23 protein-coding genes and 1 pseudogene are annotated in these 16,519 nt (G+C 42.8%); 2 read left to right on the forward strand and 22 right to left on the reverse strand.

The window, feature by feature from the left end:
• Positions 1-14: 14 nt before the first annotated feature.
• The 21 genes from EYS00_RS07830 to EYS00_RS07920 form a co-directional block, all read right to left on the reverse strand.
• On the reverse strand, positions 15-1,475 hold the full coding sequence (locus EYS00_RS07830; RefSeq protein ID WP_130635994.1) for an MFS transporter: 1,461 nt from the start codon (positions 1,473-1,475) through the stop codon (positions 15-17).
• 30 nt (positions 1,476-1,505) lie between these two features.
• The gene (locus tag EYS00_RS07835; RefSeq protein WP_130635995.1) at positions 1,506-3,401 is read right to left on the reverse strand and encodes a glycoside hydrolase family 13 protein; all 1,896 of its coding nucleotides are present in this window, start codon (positions 3,399-3,401) and stop codon (positions 1,506-1,508) included.
• Positions 3,402-3,565: 164 nt separating this feature from the next.
• Positions 3,566-5,434 carry an alpha-amylase family glycosyl hydrolase gene (locus EYS00_RS07840; protein WP_130635996.1) on the reverse strand — a complete coding sequence of 623 codons (1,869 nt, stop codon included), beginning with the start codon at positions 5,432-5,434 and terminating at the stop codon, positions 3,566-3,568.
• Positions 5,435-5,591: 157 nt separating this feature from the next.
• On the reverse strand, positions 5,592-6,125 hold the full coding sequence (locus EYS00_RS07845) for an RNA methyltransferase (RefSeq protein ID WP_130635997.1): 534 nt from the start codon (positions 6,123-6,125) through the stop codon (positions 5,592-5,594).
• 24 nt (positions 6,126-6,149) lie between these two features.
• Positions 6,150-6,599, reverse strand: coding sequence for an MBOAT family O-acyltransferase (locus tag EYS00_RS07850; protein WP_242618696.1), 450 nt, complete (start codon positions 6,597-6,599; stop codon positions 6,150-6,152).
• Positions 6,600-6,610: 11 nt separating this feature from the next.
• Positions 6,611-7,066, reverse strand: coding sequence for a YbjN domain-containing protein (locus EYS00_RS07855; protein ID WP_130635998.1), 456 nt, complete (start codon positions 7,064-7,066; stop codon positions 6,611-6,613).
• Between the two features lie 92 nt (positions 7,067-7,158).
• Positions 7,159-7,635, reverse strand: a complete 477-nt coding sequence (locus EYS00_RS07860; RefSeq protein ID WP_130635999.1) for a DM13 domain-containing protein — start codon at positions 7,633-7,635, stop codon at positions 7,159-7,161.
• A 75-nt stretch (positions 7,636-7,710) separates the two neighbouring features.
• Complete coding sequence (locus EYS00_RS07865; RefSeq protein ID WP_130636000.1) at positions 7,711-8,217, reverse strand: AAA family ATPase; 507 nt, start codon at positions 8,215-8,217, stop codon at positions 7,711-7,713.
• Between the two features lie 40 nt (positions 8,218-8,257).
• The gene (locus tag EYS00_RS07870) at positions 8,258-8,458 is read right to left on the reverse strand and encodes a 4-oxalocrotonate tautomerase family protein (protein ID WP_130636001.1); all 201 of its coding nucleotides are present in this window, start codon (positions 8,456-8,458) and stop codon (positions 8,258-8,260) included.
• A gap of 76 nt (positions 8,459-8,534) precedes the next feature.
• Positions 8,535-8,942 (reverse strand): GFA family protein, encoded by a 408-nt coding sequence (locus EYS00_RS07875; protein WP_130636002.1) that lies wholly within the window; start codon positions 8,940-8,942, stop codon positions 8,535-8,537.
• A 56-nt stretch (positions 8,943-8,998) separates the two neighbouring features.
• Entirely contained in the window at positions 8,999-9,211 is a 213-nt protein-coding gene (locus EYS00_RS07880; RefSeq protein WP_130636003.1) for a hypothetical protein, read from the reverse strand.
• A gap of 11 nt (positions 9,212-9,222) precedes the next feature.
• Positions 9,223-9,852, reverse strand: coding sequence for a LysE family translocator (locus EYS00_RS07885; RefSeq protein ID WP_130636004.1), 630 nt, complete (start codon positions 9,850-9,852; stop codon positions 9,223-9,225).
• Positions 9,853-9,901: 49 nt separating this feature from the next.
• Positions 9,902-10,408 carry a hypothetical protein gene (locus EYS00_RS07890; protein WP_130636005.1) on the reverse strand — a complete coding sequence of 169 codons (507 nt, stop codon included), beginning with the start codon at positions 10,406-10,408 and terminating at the stop codon, positions 9,902-9,904.
• A gap of 149 nt (positions 10,409-10,557) precedes the next feature.
• Complete coding sequence (locus tag EYS00_RS20505; protein ID WP_181412791.1) at positions 10,558-10,923, reverse strand: MmcQ/YjbR family DNA-binding protein; 366 nt, start codon at positions 10,921-10,923, stop codon at positions 10,558-10,560.
• A 24-nt stretch (positions 10,924-10,947) separates the two neighbouring features.
• Positions 10,948-11,679 (reverse strand): carbon-nitrogen hydrolase family protein, encoded by a 732-nt coding sequence (locus EYS00_RS07895; RefSeq protein ID WP_181412792.1) that lies wholly within the window; start codon positions 11,677-11,679, stop codon positions 10,948-10,950.
• 41 nt (positions 11,680-11,720) lie between these two features.
• A complete protein-coding gene (locus tag EYS00_RS07900) occupies positions 11,721-12,095 on the reverse strand; it encodes a DUF3224 domain-containing protein (RefSeq protein ID WP_130636006.1) in 375 nt (124 codons plus the stop codon).
• A gap of 33 nt (positions 12,096-12,128) precedes the next feature.
• Positions 12,129-12,725 (reverse strand): LysE family translocator, encoded by a 597-nt coding sequence (locus tag EYS00_RS07905; protein WP_242618697.1) that lies wholly within the window; start codon positions 12,723-12,725, stop codon positions 12,129-12,131.
• Between the two features lie 63 nt (positions 12,726-12,788).
• The gene (locus tag EYS00_RS20685; RefSeq protein ID WP_207301691.1) at positions 12,789-13,199 is read right to left on the reverse strand and encodes a LysE family translocator; all 411 of its coding nucleotides are present in this window, start codon (positions 13,197-13,199) and stop codon (positions 12,789-12,791) included.
• A gap of 1 nt (position 13,200) precedes the next feature.
• A complete protein-coding gene (locus EYS00_RS20690; protein ID WP_207301692.1) occupies positions 13,201-13,428 on the reverse strand; it encodes a hypothetical protein in 228 nt (75 codons plus the stop codon).
• A 44-nt stretch (positions 13,429-13,472) separates the two neighbouring features.
• On the reverse strand, positions 13,473-13,862 hold the full coding sequence (locus EYS00_RS07915) for a GFA family protein (protein ID WP_130636008.1): 390 nt from the start codon (positions 13,860-13,862) through the stop codon (positions 13,473-13,475).
• 121 nt (positions 13,863-13,983) lie between these two features.
• Positions 13,984-14,541: a zf-TFIIB domain-containing protein gene (locus tag EYS00_RS07920; RefSeq protein ID WP_130636009.1), complete on the reverse strand. Its 558-nt coding sequence runs from the start codon at positions 14,539-14,541 to the stop codon at positions 13,984-13,986.
• A gap of 298 nt (positions 14,542-14,839) precedes the next feature.
• Here EYS00_RS07920 and EYS00_RS07925 point away from each other — a divergent pair, with 298 nt between their 5' ends.
• Complete coding sequence (locus tag EYS00_RS07925; protein WP_130636010.1) at positions 14,840-15,181, forward strand: hypothetical protein; 342 nt, start codon at positions 14,840-14,842, stop codon at positions 15,179-15,181.
• A gap of 133 nt (positions 15,182-15,314) precedes the next feature.
• Positions 15,315-15,616: pseudogene (locus EYS00_RS07930) on the forward strand (Mpo1-like protein).
• A gap of 26 nt (positions 15,617-15,642) precedes the next feature.
• On the opposite strand, the gene EYS00_RS07935 reads toward EYS00_RS07930, so the two are convergent.
• Positions 15,643-16,519, reverse strand: an 877-nt coding sequence (locus EYS00_RS07935) for a bile acid:sodium symporter family protein (protein WP_130636011.1), incomplete at its 5' end; no start/stop codon positions are given.

Here is a 16,519-nt window from a genome sequence, read left to right on the forward strand (position 1 = left end):
TAGCTAACTTCCTATTACGCTGACACTTCTGCAGACTTCGGTTCTTTGACAAAATAAACACTGATGGCCCCAAGTAGCATGGAAATACCCGCAACCACGATGATGTATTTCGCGTCATTATCAAACACGCTACTCAAGATCCAACCCGCGGTAAGACCGGAAACGATCTGAGGTGCTGCTACTGTGAAGTTAAATATGCCCATATACACGCCCGTTTTATTCGCAGGAAGTGCTCCTGCCAACATGGCATAAGGCATTGCCAAAATCGCTGCCCATGCAATACCAATCCCTATCATTGGAATAAGTAGGTTTACAGCACCCTGTGGCACAGTGACTTCAGTGATCAATAAGTTAACGTTAACTGCATTAAGGTCTTGGAATAGTAAGAAGCTGACGTAGCTGATACCACCCAGCGCTAGCGCGCCACCGTAAACTAGCTTTCTTCCTAGGGTGTCAGCAAGTTTGGCTAATACAATAGAAAACAGTGCAGCGAAGACGGAATATGCAGCAAACAGAATACCAACCCAATCGCCGGCAGCGCCTTTGGCTGCAGAGATTGCTTCTGGTACGACAGCTACCGAGGCAATGTAATCTGGATCGAACCACTGTTTATCTACGCCCCAAATGTGCTGGGTAATGGCTGGCGTGGTGTATACCCACATGATGAACAATGCAAACCATGAGAAGAACTGGACAACCGCTAACTGGCGCATCATTGGTGGCATTTCACCGACAAGGGTAAAGAATCCTTTAAGGCGTTCTCCTGTAGACAATTTTTCTTCGGTGGTCGATACAGCATCAAGGCCTTTGTACTTATTGTAATCTTCAGGCGCATATTCTTTGGTTCTAAACACAGTCCAAAGCACGGTGCCAAGCAGCACAGTAGCGCCGATGTAGAACGCCCACATGACAGATGGTGCAACCTCACCCATTTGGGCAGTGTTTTCTAGGCCAATCACATTGGTGAGTACAAACGGTAAAATTGAACCAATGACTGCACCAATGTTTATGAGCAGCGACTGTACTGAATAACCAATGTTTCGTTGCGAGGCAGGTACCATATCTGACACAAGTGAACGGAAGGGTTGAAAGCACACGTTAAACGACGCGTCCATCAATGCAACCATCAGTGCACCCATTAACATAGGGGCAAGAAATGCAACGAATATTGGTGCGTTAGGTAGCAATATCATGCCAACTACCGCAGCTATTGCACCGGCAAGAATAAATGGTCTACGTCGCCCTAGTCTATTCCACGTTCTATCCGATGCTGAACCTACGATGGGCTGAACGATAAGCCCCATAATTGGCGCAACCAACCAAAACAAAGAAAGAGAGTGCAAATCAGCACCCAAGTCTGAGAGTATTCTACTTACATTCGCATTTTGTAGTGCGAATCCAAATTGAACACCCAAGAAGCCAAAACTGACATTCCATATTTGCCAAAATGATAAACGTGGTTGTGATACCTGCATTATTCCACTCTATTTTTTGTTGTAATAAATTTAGTCAACGACGAAGACAGTTGCCGACATGGGAGAAACCGTAATCGGTGAATCTATGGCAATAGTTTTGCCATCGTAAAGTCGTCTTACTGACGCCTGGCCTTCCAAGGCCCATTCAAAGACTTGCATATCAAAAGCAATGTCTTCGTCATTTTTGTTAAGCACTACAATGATCCGGTTTTCTGAAGCTTTACCTTCATCTGGCAACCTAATGTAAGTATAAACACCATTAACAGGAGCGTAGTGCTTCATTTCACCATTGAATACTTCTGGCATAGTCTTACGCAGCGACAATAATTGTTTTACCCGTGCTTGTGCCCATAAAGCGTCTTGCGATAAGCCAATACCCGTGAAACCATTAGTTGTGTCAGACGCCCAACCACCGGGAAAATCAGTTCTGATGATACCGTGATCACCCGTTCCCGGGTTTTTCATCAATATCTCTGTACCATAAAAGACTTGAGGAACGCCTCGTACCGTCAAGAAGAACGTCATTGCCATATTCCAACGGGCTTTGTCTTCGTTGAGTTGGCTGAATATTCGGCTCATATCGTGATTGTCAGGAAACACTACGAGATTGCCAGCGTCACCGTAGAGAAAATCTGATGCTAAGGTTTGATAGATATTGGTTAATCCCGTATTCCAGGTTTCCTCAGCGAGAAGCGCATTGGTCACATTCACTTGTAACGGAAAGTCCATAACACTAGGTAGTGCACTTTGGTAGTCGTCATAACGAGGCGAACCTGCCTGCCAATATGCGGTAATTGCGGGATTCACCGACCACTCTTCACCGACAATATTGAAATTTGGGTACTCCTGCATAATTCGACTCGTCCAGTCGGCTAAAAATGCTTTGTCAGAGTATGAATAAGTGTCTACCCGTATACCGCTCAAACTGGCATATTCCACCCACCAAATTGCATTTTGAATAAGATAATTAGCAAGTTGGGGGTGCTTTTGATTTAAGTCTGGCATTGTTGGCACGAACCAACCATCAGCAAATGCTGCAATATCAGAAGCAATTCCATTGGGGTCATGTAGCGCTTCTCGGCGATGTGATGTAGGCGAAAACGATCCATTATGGTGGATCCAATCATGGGATGGCATATCTTTCATCCACAGGTGTTCACTACCAATGTGGTTCAACACCATATCCATAATAATACCTATTCCTTTGTCGGCAGCGGCCTCACTCAAATCTACATATTCTTGGTTAGTTCCAAAGCGGGGATCAATCAGATAATAGTCGGTGGTTGAGTAGCCATGGTAAGAGTACTTATCCATGGCATTTTCTAACATGGGCATGGTCCAAATTTGAGTGAAACCCATATCTGCCAAATAATCTAAATGCTGTTTTATCCCTGCAATATCACCGCCGTGACGTCCACCTTTATAGTCTCGGTTGAGCTTATCTGCATACCCTTCTAGCGAATCGTTTGATGTATCCCCGTTGGCAAAACGGTCAGGTGCAATAAGGTAAATAGCATCTTTCGGCTGAAACCCTTGGCGAGACGCAGAGCCCTCTTCTCTTGCTTTGATCTCATAATCTAGGACAGTGGTTGTGTCGTCTTCATAAGAAATTGTGATGGCTAGGTTTTGCGGTTGAGCCTTGGTAAGGTTCAAAGTCACGAACAAGTAGTTCTCTGAGTCTAGGTGTTTTGTCTCGACAATGCTTACATCGGCCACATTGATCGACACATCAGCAGATGCGATAGAATCACCATAGATCATCAACTCTACGGTACTATCCTCCATACCTGCCCACCAGTTAGGTGGTGACACAGATAAATCAGAGGCCAACGTAGTAGAGGCACTGAATACACTAGCGCAAACAAGTGCTAGAGGTATAAACAAGCGAGGCAATCTCAATGTGATCATTCTTTCACTCAATGCCATTCGTCACTCCTTAAAACACCAATATCGCTGATTTGGTTAGTGCTAACACAAGGTTAATTGGTCTGTTAACAATACGTTAACTCGCTCAACATACTACTCTGTTGAGCGTGTCAGACCAATATCATGCATACGTATTCACGGAATTGGCGGAATACCCGGCCTGTTTACAATTTCAAAATCACGCTGCCATTAATGTCGAGTGACAAATTGACCGTGATCCCTTGATCATCGGTAGTCGCTGTGACTACGCTGTCGTTGAGTAAATCTGGCAATGAGAGGCTTTCTGCAAGACTGTCAAAATTAGCGATGGCTGATTTGGGTATATTAATCATGACTGACGAGACGGGTTCGCTGGCAAAATTTGACACTACAAGTAAGTGCTCTTTTCCAGTGGAACGAATAAATGCAAATTGTTGTTCAGAATAATTGTTATCGAGAACCAAATTGTGTTGATGCAGACTTATGTAATTTCCAGCAATAGCGGCTTCTTTGGTGGTGATAGTCATTACCCGCTCGTAGTATGCGCGAAGTGAACGCTCTTGTTCGCTAGATTGACCACCATCAAAGGCACCGCCATTCATCCATCGTTGATGGGCAGGCACACCAGCATAATCAAAAATTGAGGTTCGTGTTGGGTCGCCAAAGCCCATATCTTCACTGCCGTCTTCACCCACATCTTGACCAAAGTAAAGCAGTGTTGGAGATTGGCTAATGGTGGCAGAAACCACTAGCGCAGGTTTACCCCGCTCTGCACTTCCCGCAAAATCTGGACTCGCAATACGCTGCTCGTCGTGATTTTCTAGAAAGTGCAGCATTTGCGGTGCTATATCGCTTACCTCAGCGTGGATAGCAACAAGGTCAGACACCTTACCACTCCCCTGCATAATGGCTTTTAAGGTGTCGTAAAAACCCACCTTGTCATAAAGATAATCCATTTTGCCAAGTGCTAAGTAGTCTCGATATTTGTCAGGCTGATAGACCTCTGCCAAAAGGAATGCATCAGGGTTTTGTTGCTTAATGGAAGAGTTCAAAAACGACCAAAACTCTACGGGTACCATTTCAGCCATATCAAACCTAAAGCCATCAACCCCTTTATCCAGCCAATACAGAGCAATGTCTCTGAACTTAAACCAAGAAGCAGGTAACTCTTTGCCTGCCCAAAAATCGGCATGGGCCTTGTGCCCCATTGCTGCATACTCTGGCGGTAATGTGGGAAAGTCATAGGTGCCGTCTGGACGTACACCGTAGTTTATTTTGACAGTTTCATACCAATCATTGACTGAAGGCTGTGCCGCTCTTGCGCCATTACCCGTCCACTTTGCAGGCGTCTCGGCAAAGTTACCATCCGACATTGGATGCGACTCACCGCCCAACACCAATGCACTATGATTTTCTGGCACGCTGAAGGCTTGGTCTGGTACATAGTAAAAGTCATTGTCTCTGCGATACTCTACACTTGTGTCATCATGTGCACCGAAATCAACAACACCATCGGGTGCAGATAAGGATTCATAGCGACGGGCCACGTGATTTGGCACAATATCAATCACCACTTTCATTCCCGCTTCATGAGTGCGTTCAATCAGCGCTTCGAATTCTTCAAGGCGACTTTCTGGATCATCAGCAAGATCAGGGTTAACGTTGTAGTAGTCTTTTACTGCGTACGGCGACCCAGCTCTACCTTTTATAACGTCGGGATCATCGAGGGATATACCCACGTGCGTATAGTCGGTGACTAAAGCATGATGCGGAACCCCTGTGTACCAAATATGTGTGGTACCAAGGTCTTTAATACTCTGTAGTGCTTGTGGCGTGAAGTCGCTAAATTTACCGACGCCGTTTTGTTCTAACGTACCCCAGGGGATATTTGATGTATTTGTGTTACCGAACAAACGGGTAAAGACTTGGTAAACCACAAATTTTGAAGACTTCTGGTTACTCACTTCCGAGGTATTGGCTTGTTCTACCACACTTTGACTAACCTGTTGAGGTTCAGCGATTTGAGGACTCTCTTTACAAGATAGAAGAGACATCACGGCAATTCCAACAACACTCAAACGAAAAACAGATTTATTTTTTAATACAGTACCATGCATAGTTTTTAGCTAGTCAATTAACATAAAACATAAGCATACGCGTTAATCACTTGTTAACACAATTACATACGTATTCAGTGAGGCTTGTGGCTGTTTATCGTACTATTTTTGTCGTGTTGTTATTGTCTCTGCTGTTTCGTATGAGCGCATCGCCTTGTTCATACTCACTCTTCGCTAATCGGTCGTAAAGCACAACATTTGCAGTCGCTGCTAGATTCATACACGAATAGGTTGGTACATAAACAACATCATCGCACCAAGATAAGACATCCTCTCCTAGGCTTCCGTCCTCTGGGCCAAACACATAAAAAGCGTTTTTGGGATGCTCAAACGATGGCAAAGGTATTGCGCCCTCAACGAGTTCTACAGCAACAACTCTCGCCCCGTCGGGCTTCACGTCTTTGAGGTTTTCTACACCCACCGTGGGAATAACTTTATGAAAAGCTTTTGTGTCAGCATTAAAGTCTTTCGCAAAGCGATACCTTTGACCCGTATAGAACACGCTAGACACACCATAGCAGCCGGCTGCACGCAAAATCGACGCTACATTGACGGCATTCTTGGGGTTAACTAGACCAATACTGATGGTCTGTTTAGGAAATGATAGAGACTTTTCGGGGGAATTCATAACAACAGAATTTAAATGACAGAGTTAAATAAAATGGGAAACATCCGTAACTTTTGCACAAATGAAGCACCCGGCAATAATAGCAATATTGACTACACCGCGCACCCATAGGGGCAAGGTTTTGGTGCTCATATTTAAAAATGTAGTCACTATTACCGCGATACCCATATAGCCAAACCACAAGGAGAGAAATCCCACCCTCTCTCGTTTAACCAAGAATATAGCGAGATCGTGAAATAAACCGCTGGTGATAAAAGTTAGCAGAAGCGCGATTGGCTTGGGTAGAAACCTCGCTAACGGCCTCATGACCAATTTGCTTAAATAGTATCCCCAAATAGGGTTCCAGTAGTGCCAAAACGTACTGAAATTAGGCGCTGACAGCGAGCGTATCAGCATATTTTTTAGAGAATCTGGTGCACCCAAAGGCACACCATTTCGCTTTTCTACATATTGTGCAAGTGTGATACTACGCAAAGGAAAGAGACTTAGCTCGCATCGTTTTCTAGAATGAAGTCTCTAAAACTACTCACAGACAAGAGGAAAATATCGAAGAACTCGGTAACGTGTTTATGGCTTATACCACCATTTGCCAACAAGTCGGCTTCTAGCACAGGATCGTTATCATTGTCTAAATAAGCTTTAGACAAACGTTTAGTTTTATTCCATTCATTTACATCGACATAAGAAATATCTACGCCCGTAATTGCGTAGTATAACTGCAGGTCACCATCTGGTTTATTGAATAGGATGTAACTGCGACCATCGATTTTAATTCTAATCATGCCGTCTTCTATTTGCGATACTGCAGTGTAGCCATCGGTGGTAAGTATTTGTATCAGTTCGTTATCACTGTATCCACGGGCTAACTCATTGGCTAAAGCATTCATTGGAAACATCACAACAACCGCTAAAATTAATAGCGCACTACGTAGGTTTTTCATTCCACTCTCCGTTTTAGTGAAAACAATGTAAATTCCCGACAGCCTAGCATAAACGATTGGAGCTAACCATCAAGACAGCCTAATCGATGCTCTTAGTTATACTTAGCAGCAGTAATAAACTCATCAAAAGACTCACACCACACGATAGCACTGGTGTAGCTCGCAGGGTCGATATGTGTGGGAACCTCCACAATGAAATTGTTAAAGGTTTTAATGTCACCAACCTTAACCATGGTTGATTTTAGTCGTTTGAAATCAGCTTCAGTTTCCACAAAGGTTGGAGAGAGATAAAGCTTATAGTCGGGTCCAGGCGCTAGCTCACCTGAAAAGGCAACAGCAGACGCTGAAACCGATAAAATGCCTTCGCCCCAATGTAATGAGTCACTGTCTTGGAGTGTTTTCACAAACTGCCCTTCAAACAACTGGTCGCTTGAGACCTGCGATATTTGCTGTGTTGAGGGAGATTCAGGCGCTGTGAGAATTGGCAACGTATAAATGCCAATAGCAAATCCCACAATCCCCACTACAACGTGACTAGCAATGAGTGCAAGTACGATAATGTATTTCATTAAAAAGTCCTTAATAACTTGTCGCCAACGACTAACCCATGAACACTCACTATTGAAAAACTATATTCTTATGCTCTAAGGGCGTTCTTGTAATGCTTTGGATTCTTCGTTTGTGGTCACCATAATATTTTCACCATCAAAATTATCGAACAACCGTTGATGACTCACCCTTGAGAAGGTATCGGTTCGATTATCATAGTCTTTTATCCAGTCTAGCAACATATCGAGGTTTGCATCCTGTGCTTCCTTACTCTCATATTTGTGAGGCTCCCATGGTCTAGCTTTAGCATTGTCGACACACACAGATGTAGGAAGATTCAAAAATACAATTTTGTCCGCATGAGGTGTCACTTGCGATATCAAATCTGCGTAGCAACCTTCGATGACCCAGTGCGTATTCTTATTGAGAAAACTGGTAATTTTTTCCATAGACTCATTAATGGGCATTCGCTCGGGAGGCGAGCTCGGCAACCAGGCGACAGTATCCAAATCCAAATGCCCTACCCCTTGGTATTCACTCATTGCTTTTGCAAGAGTCGATTTACCAGCACCAGAATTTCCAAATATTAATGTCTTCGACAAAACATCTACTCCTATTGAACCTCAAGCTACCAAGATTGATTTAACTCTGCTGTTGCTTCCAATCGTCGGTTAACAAACCTGCATAACCCCAGTCTTGGTCTTCGATTTCTTGAATCACTACATGCGTATATTCGGGTTTTTTACCCAATACCCTTTGCAGTGAATGAGTAATATCAGCAACAATTTCAGCTTTTTGCTCTCTTGTCGCGCCTTTGGTAATTTGGACATTAACATATGGCATTCAATTATCCCTTTGCTTCCAATAATTTCCTAAACGTTATAACGCGCGTAACAACCACGCACTCGACTACAACCAATCACAACCTAGAAGGTTCAAAAGTGGGATATCGTGGAATTTCTGCGTCCAGGTCGTCCCAGTTAGCCTTTGAATCTACAAAATTGTGAGACATAGGCCGTTCATCAATAGCGGAATCTAGTAGTCCAAGTCGTAACCTCAGAAACTCGGGGTTATCAGCATTTGAACTGTATATTGGTGATGCACATACGGAGCAAAAATGTCTTTTCTTGCCCGGTTTAAACTCATAGTACGTCAGCTTATTACCCGGATCGTTAACTTTGAATTCTTTCGTATTAATAAAACCATTGGTCGCATATGCTGTGCCGCTATTCTTGCGGCATAGTGAGCAGTGACAATGAATAATATCGCTAATGGCGCCATGTAACTCTACGTGAATAGCGCCACATAAGCACGAGCCTTTGTACATACTGGCTTCCTTTGAATGTTTGATGAAGTTACTTAATGCTATTCGGGTTTCTGAAACTACTCGACGACCTTCACCTCTGACTTTTCAGGTGTTGCCCACTCATGACAGAGGTCTCCCACATAGCTAATCACTTCGTTTTGTAAAATATGGTTGGGGATCAAGATATCCTCAGCTTTGCGCTTTTTGCCGTCAGGGCCCGAATAAAACACCAACCATTCTCCATTTCTATTTGTGACTTCGACCCTTGTACCAAAAACGTCTAGTTTCACAGCCCCTCCGATTACCGTTCAGACACAGAAAGCAGAACTCCCGCGCTAATAAAGGTACTTCCAGTCAACCTATTGAAAAATTTGGCTCGGCCCCTCTTTAAAATCCAGTCTGAAGAGCAAGCACCTAAATAAGCATAAAACACCAACCAGCCCAGTTCTAATACAGCAAAGGTAGAACAAAATACGAGATACTGAACCATCAAAGAATCGTTTGGAGAAATGAACTGAGGAAAAAGTGCGGTAAAAAACACGATAGCTTTAGGGTTACTGGCACCAACGAGAAAACCACTCCTAAAAAGAGACCATTTAGCTCGACTTACAAGTTGACTATCTACTGATTTGACCTGGTAGCTGTCTTCTGAAGACGTGAATGCTTTGTACCCCAAATAAATAAGATATGCAGCCCCACCCCACTTAATAACGGTAAAAACAAACTCAGATGACGAAACAACAATCCCGAGACCAGTAAACGAAAGCGTCATAATACCTAAAATGGCGGTTAAACTGCCCAATGCGGTACGGAGTGACGCATGAAATCCAGCAGTCACAGCTTTGGTCATACATAACAATACACTAGGCCCGGGTGATGCAGTCAAAACAAAAACCGCAATAACGTAAAGTAGCCAAGTTTGAAATTCCATACCTTTATCCCCTCATCTTAACTAACAAAGAACAGCGCGCCTCAAAAACTTACTTTTCTATCGAAGTGTGAGCCAATATTTCGGCAATTCTATCCCTTAAAAATGAGTTTTTATCGAGACACTCGTCAACAGGACTATTTAGCGTGAGTACAAACGTTGTGAAATCCGGCAGTTGGTAGGCAACATAGGTGTCACATAGCTTCATTTTACTTCCTGTGAAATGTGCTTTAACTAACACTCCAGAAACACTTAAGTTTTTAAATTCTCCATAAACAGGCTGAGACTCTACTATCGCTATATCGGGATAGGAACTTTTGGAACTATCAATTAACGTATCAATAATTAACGTTACGTCTATTTGTTCCCCCACTTCGACTAAGGCTCCTGTTGCAAAAAAGCGTGGTCGATTAGGATTTAACTTAAACACAGTAAATCGATCACTAAATGCTTGAGAATCAATTGAATCTACCCAGCTTAGGCCTGAAATGGCCACACCAGACTTCGCATCATAGAATTGATGGTCACTGGCGAAACCAGCCAAGGGTACTAAAAGCAAAACAAACACCACAGCAAGCTTAAAAAAATGAGTAAAAATACTGCTGGGTTTTTTTGCAGTGTATTGAAGGTGTCATTAAACGTCCTTTGTTAATTATAAGAAATAGTCACTTGAGCTACATCCATGTACCGTGCGGCCAAGAATGCCCCCTAATCCTGATTTAAGCCAAGCTCTTTTTGTTTCTTCTTTGTCAACCCGAGCGAAACAAGTTGATAAGACGCTTTTAGATAGTATTCAAGTTCTTCATCTTCTTCAGCATTGCAATCAAACTGCTGGATCCATTTCATTCCTCTGCTCGCCAAGTATGGTGCAGGTCGATACCCTGCTTTTTGTTCAAGGAAATAGTAATTCTGTTCTGATGTTTTAAAAGTGAAAGCGGGCTTGCTTTCAGATTCCCAACCACCAATGGCAAAGACTTTCCCACCCACTTTCCACACAGAGGCATTACCCCACTGTATGACATTTGTCGTTGCAGGTAGCTCGCTACAGAATGTATTAAATTCGTCGTAGGTCACGGCATAATCCTACTGTGAAAAGTGCTATATTCTGACAATGTTACCTTCCCATTTCTCGCTATTATATTCGGCAATCACCAAAGCACTGTCCGTTTCATTCGCCGTAGCAATAAGTTTACCTTGGTACCATATGGCGCTTTTACCGCATGGGTGATAGCCCCCCGAAGGAGCATTATGATTGGCCATTGCCACTAGTGCATTAAAGTCTGAAGAGTAACCTCTAAGCGCACTGGTGTCTGCGTCATAGCCTGACTTGGTGATCAGAACTCCTGCCATGTATACCGATGCTCCATTAGTGAGGCAATATCTTGCATGAGAAGTCTCGTTAGTATCTGCACATATGGCATTAGCGACGGTTTTACCTCCAATACTTATGAAATGATAGTCAGCACCAGCGCTAAAATACTCATCCTCTCCCGAATGCAAGTGCATCTTGGTGTACACTTGGGTTTGGCCTTTTGAAGGTAGAATCATCGCCCCAATAGCAGGATGCGCTTCCGTTCGAAGCGGCGCTCCAACACACACGGTAAGTTCACGATTAGCGAGAAGTTGTTTAATCGGCTCTAATCGTCGATCGTTAAGTTCAAACGCCAACCCCTTACACAGTTCTGGTTCATATCCAGTAAGAGACAGTTCAGGGAAAACTAAATAAGAAATACCCAGTTCTATTGCAAGCTCAATCGCACTTATATGCGTCTTGATATTCGATGCAACATCACCTTTTAACGAGGGTACTTGAGCAACGCCTATTTTCATCACAGAGTCATTTTTCAGTAGTTAGTTTTAAAAAATCAGCGTTACGGCATCGAAAAAGTAAGAATATACTGATGGCCTTCTTTGCTCTGTACAATTTCTTTTTTACCCGTAATACCTAATAACTCACCTCTACCGGAACCTGGTAAAATAGTAATCTCTAAAGATGAGGTATCTGCAGACATGACGCCATTGTGTATAAGCGTAAATCCTCCAGATTTTCCGTTAAGTACGCCTTCGACCTCTTCAATCGCACAATATGCAGACGCTCCGGCCTCTGTGCGTTTACTCAGCATTTGACCAACGCCTTTACCAACAAAGTCACCACTGTATACTTTGTCTATGGTCATACGCCCAGCAGGATGGCTATCCTCGCTAATTGGGGTCAAATCCACCTCAAATGTACCTTTGGCAATCATTTTTATATCCTTATACTCGTTAAAGAAATTGAGTTATGCACGTTCGCTTAACGCTAACTTTACACCCAGCGCAGCGAAGCTAGAGGCGAACACTCTTTGAATAAGTACACTGAGCTTATCTGATTTAACAATGTATTCGCTAAATAACCCAGAGAGAAACCCATACAGTAAAAATACGGCAAACGTCAAAGCCATGAAAACGCCACCAAGGGTAAACATACTCACTAACGCACTTTGAGCTGACGCAGGGATAAATTGAGGCAGAAAAGCAAGAAAGAATATGGATAACTTTGGATTAAGGATGTTCAGCAGAAATCCCTTTACCATTACATCAAGATACCCTTTGTTACTACCTTCGTTAGCTACAGACAACGACGAAGAAGAGCGCCACATTTGCCAAGCCAAGTAAAGTAAGTAGGCTGCACCTATATACTTTACGAGTTGAAAGGCTATCGCACTGGTATGAAATACCGCGGCAAGACCTAATGCACTGGCCAACAGGGCCGGTATGATACCTAATGTGCACCCGATAGCAGCAAAAACACTAGCTCGTTTTCCGATAAATAAGCCCGTTGCCACAGTGTATAAAACTCCCGTACCGGGAATTAACACCACAACAAGTGATGTCATTAGAAATTCTAGAGATACCATAAAAAATCGTCCTTAACTTTCAACTTTATGATTGTTGGTAGTTTAGCTACTTCTCAGTAGCGCTAACTTGGCACCAAAGCCTATAAAAACAATACCGGTAATCGAGTTTAGCCAACGTTTAAATCGCTCGTTATTTGCGGCGTATTTAACCCGGCTAAGGGCCATAACCATTAGTGCAAACCAGAGGAAATTAACAATAGCATGGGCCGTTACCAAGGTGTACGCATCAAAAGCAGAACTCCCCTGCGACATAAACTGAGGAAAAGCCGCTAAGTAAAACATTGAAACTTTTGGGTTCAAGGTATTCGTAACAAACCCCTCAAGAAAGGCACCAATTAATGAAGGCGCACTGCGTGGTACTTCGCGAACTTTTTCATTCAAAGACGTTTTGGTTGATATGGCACTCTTTAGCGACTTGATACCAATCCATATAAGATAAGCTGCCCCGAGCATTTTAAAGATAAAAAAATGCAGTAGCAGATTGAACTAGTAACAATGAGATCCCGAAAATAGATAAAGTGCCATGAACATAAAAGGCACCCAAGAAGCCAGCGACGTTGGCGAAACCCGCTTTACGTCCCCACAAACTAACGGTTTTAGTGACTAAAAAACCATTTGGCCCAGGAGAAACCACTAAAAGTGTTGCCACTGCAACAAACGCCAACACATTATTTATATCCATAATTGTTCCTTTACGTTGATGGAACCATTACTGCGTTAGTATGACTAACTAATCCCTTTTTCTAGTTTGGTAAGATTACGCATATTTTCTATCCATTCCAATTGAGATTCACAAAAAGTGTCAACGGCTGGCGATAAATCATCGATATTGTCTAATGCGCCCAAGTGAATGATGGTCAGCCCTATATATTTGGGATTCTCATTATAGATTGGCGTACCGCAGGTTGCGCAAAAGCTTTTGGATGCATTTTCAGACACTTGAACCCGTGTGAGCGTGCCACTCACTAAAGAAAATTCATCAGTCGGTACAACTACATAAGTTGAAAATGCGCTACCGTTCATTTTACGGCAAAGATTACAGTGGCAATTGAGAATAGCTTTGATGTTTTTAGAGGTAACAAAAGTTACCTCTTTACAGTTACAACTTCCTTCCATGAAATCCTCTATGTAGCGTTAATACTCATTATGAGTTAAACAATGATTGTTCAGGAAAGTTCCACTGAATTAATAGCGCGGCTCAGTACGCCCGACAGCGCTTAATCAAGTATTTACTGTCTCATTCAATGGCTGAATAAGGATTTTCCGCTAAAAGGTATGCTCTAAGATCCGCTTTTTGAGGTTGGGCATTTAACCACTCTCTTATTTCCTTTATTTTAGCGTAGTTGTCTGTGCCAAATTTAGATTGATAGATTTCAGCAAAGGTATTTGAAGCACTTTCTTCTCTTATTTTTGTCTGCCATTGCTGAGTGACAAGGTTGTTCAGCGAGCCTGCAATTCCCTCAGACTTGAGTAGCTCCCATTCACCTTTATCTAACCAAATTCCGCCAACAGCAGTACTGTAATCTACTCGGTGGGGCGTTTTTGCGGATACTTTGAACTTCCTCATGATTGTGCCCGTCACAGGACACAATAAAGCTGAAGCAGTGTCATCGAGTTTATCTTCAGACCATTCGGTTGGTTCTGGAATTTGATGCTCAGGGTTTTGTTCTTTCCAGCTAACAAAGTCTTCGATTAAGATCCAATTGCCTTCACAGTTAGTACACGTATGGCCTCTAAAAAGTCCGTCAATAAAACTGGGACGCAACACGCCATTTTTACAACTTGTACAATTCACACTTGATCCTTATGTCATATATCTTTTCGATAATACTACTACATTTTTTAAGAGGGTTTTAACCAAGATTACTAATTTCTCAGTGTCAATTATTAACGGAGGGACGTCGTTATATCTCTGGCAGCAATATTCTTTCGATAGCTATGCGCCCGTCGAAGAGTGAAAATAATCAATGATGTTTCAGTCGAAAGTAGCATGAGTAGTTACGTGCATTTTTATGCGTCTTTACCTATAACTTAAAGAAGACGCAGATGCCTCTTCTGTTCGTTTTTTATATTGGTAATCGGGCGAATTTAGCATGTCAATTTTTCAACCACATGGTCAATATTCTATGTTGGTAAGCAACAGAATATTCCACGTTAAATGCATAGGTGCTTGGAATGCAGAGACTATGAAACTCTATGCTGCAGATGCATTAGAGAAAACAAAGCTCTTGTTTGGCAAACCTTGGGCAATGATCAGTGATATTGATGAATGGGAATTAGCAACACCAGACGTAGAACCTACACTTATTTGGCTGCTTAATCAGGGGGTGAAAAATAATTTGGTTCGAGAAGCTGTAGTAAACGATCACGGACGAATAAAACTAAAGCAATTTAATGTAAGTATGCCTGACGATCCAAGCAAGAGAATGGCTTAATGCAGAGGGGTTCGCGTATTAACGATTTCGAATATCGGCATGATTATGTCTCTCGAGCTACAACGATCGATTTGCACTAGCTCATGATGTATTGTTACGATAGTGTTAACTAAAATAATACAAAGAATACGTCATGCAATCATTCAATTCGTTCGCAGACTTCTACCCCTACTACCTTGAAGAGCACAGCAACCAGAATTGCCGACGCTTACATTTCGTCGGTTCTACCCTTGTTCTGGCCATTATCGGATATGCTCTTGTTACGCAAAACTGGCTTGCTCTGTGGTTTGTGCCACTCGCCGGTTATGGATTCGCTTGGATTGGCCATTTTTTTACGAGCACAATAAACCTGCGACCTTCAAACATCCATTCTACAGCCTTATGGGTGATTGGGTGATGTACAAGGACATATTAACCGGCAAGGTTTCAATGTAATACAATAAATGGTGCTGGTAGACACACTAACGTGCTAACCAGCGACCTGCAAAAATGATCGGAATACACATCAACATTTGTAATGCCCCGTATAGCAACATAGCGAGTAGCGCTTGGTTCGCGACTTGTTCGGAGTAACTCCCAGAAGAAAACAATGCTACGTGAATCAACAGTCCAAGATTAATGTTTCTAACAGTCACTTCCATAGCGATTGCGATAATATCCTCACTTGGTCTTTTGTTGAGATAACCTACCGCAACAGACATCACCAAAAGAGCAGCCGCGAAACTTGCAATTATTGCCACGTTATCCATACCGAATGCTTTTAGATCGAGTCGCCCTGCACCTGCCGCACCAACAACAATTGCTGCGATGATGAGTAAAGACAATCGAATTGACCATGCGGATAAAAACGACGCGACTGATGGTATCTTTTTCAGGATAACCATACCCACAGCGAGGGGTAACAACAGGTTAATGATAATATCTCTCGCTATTACACTACTTGGCATTGAAAAATCATCAGGTAAGTCTGCCGACAATAATAAACCAAGAATTACTGGTGCTGTTACCAAACACGCGATACTACAAATAGTGGTCAAAGAGACTGAAAGCGCCGTATTTCCCTTTGCTAGGTGAGTAAATATGTTAGATGTGGTTCCCCCCGGAACCGCAGCACAAAGAGCGAGGCCTATGACAACGCCGGTGGCAATGTTCAAACCGCCAATAAACGCGAGTACAACAAGCACTACCCCCACAATTTGCGCAACTAATCCAACGTTAAAGGAATAGGGATATTTTGCTACTCTCACGAAGTCTGTCACACGTAAGGTCGCACCCATACCCAACATTGCGAGGGCCAATTGTGTTGCGGCAAAGCTGTATTCGTTATTTAGATAAAAA

It is taken from the genome of Alteromonas sp. KUL49 (assembly GCF_006538345.1).
Taxonomy (GTDB): Bacteria; Pseudomonadota; Gammaproteobacteria; order Enterobacterales; family Alteromonadaceae; genus Alteromonas.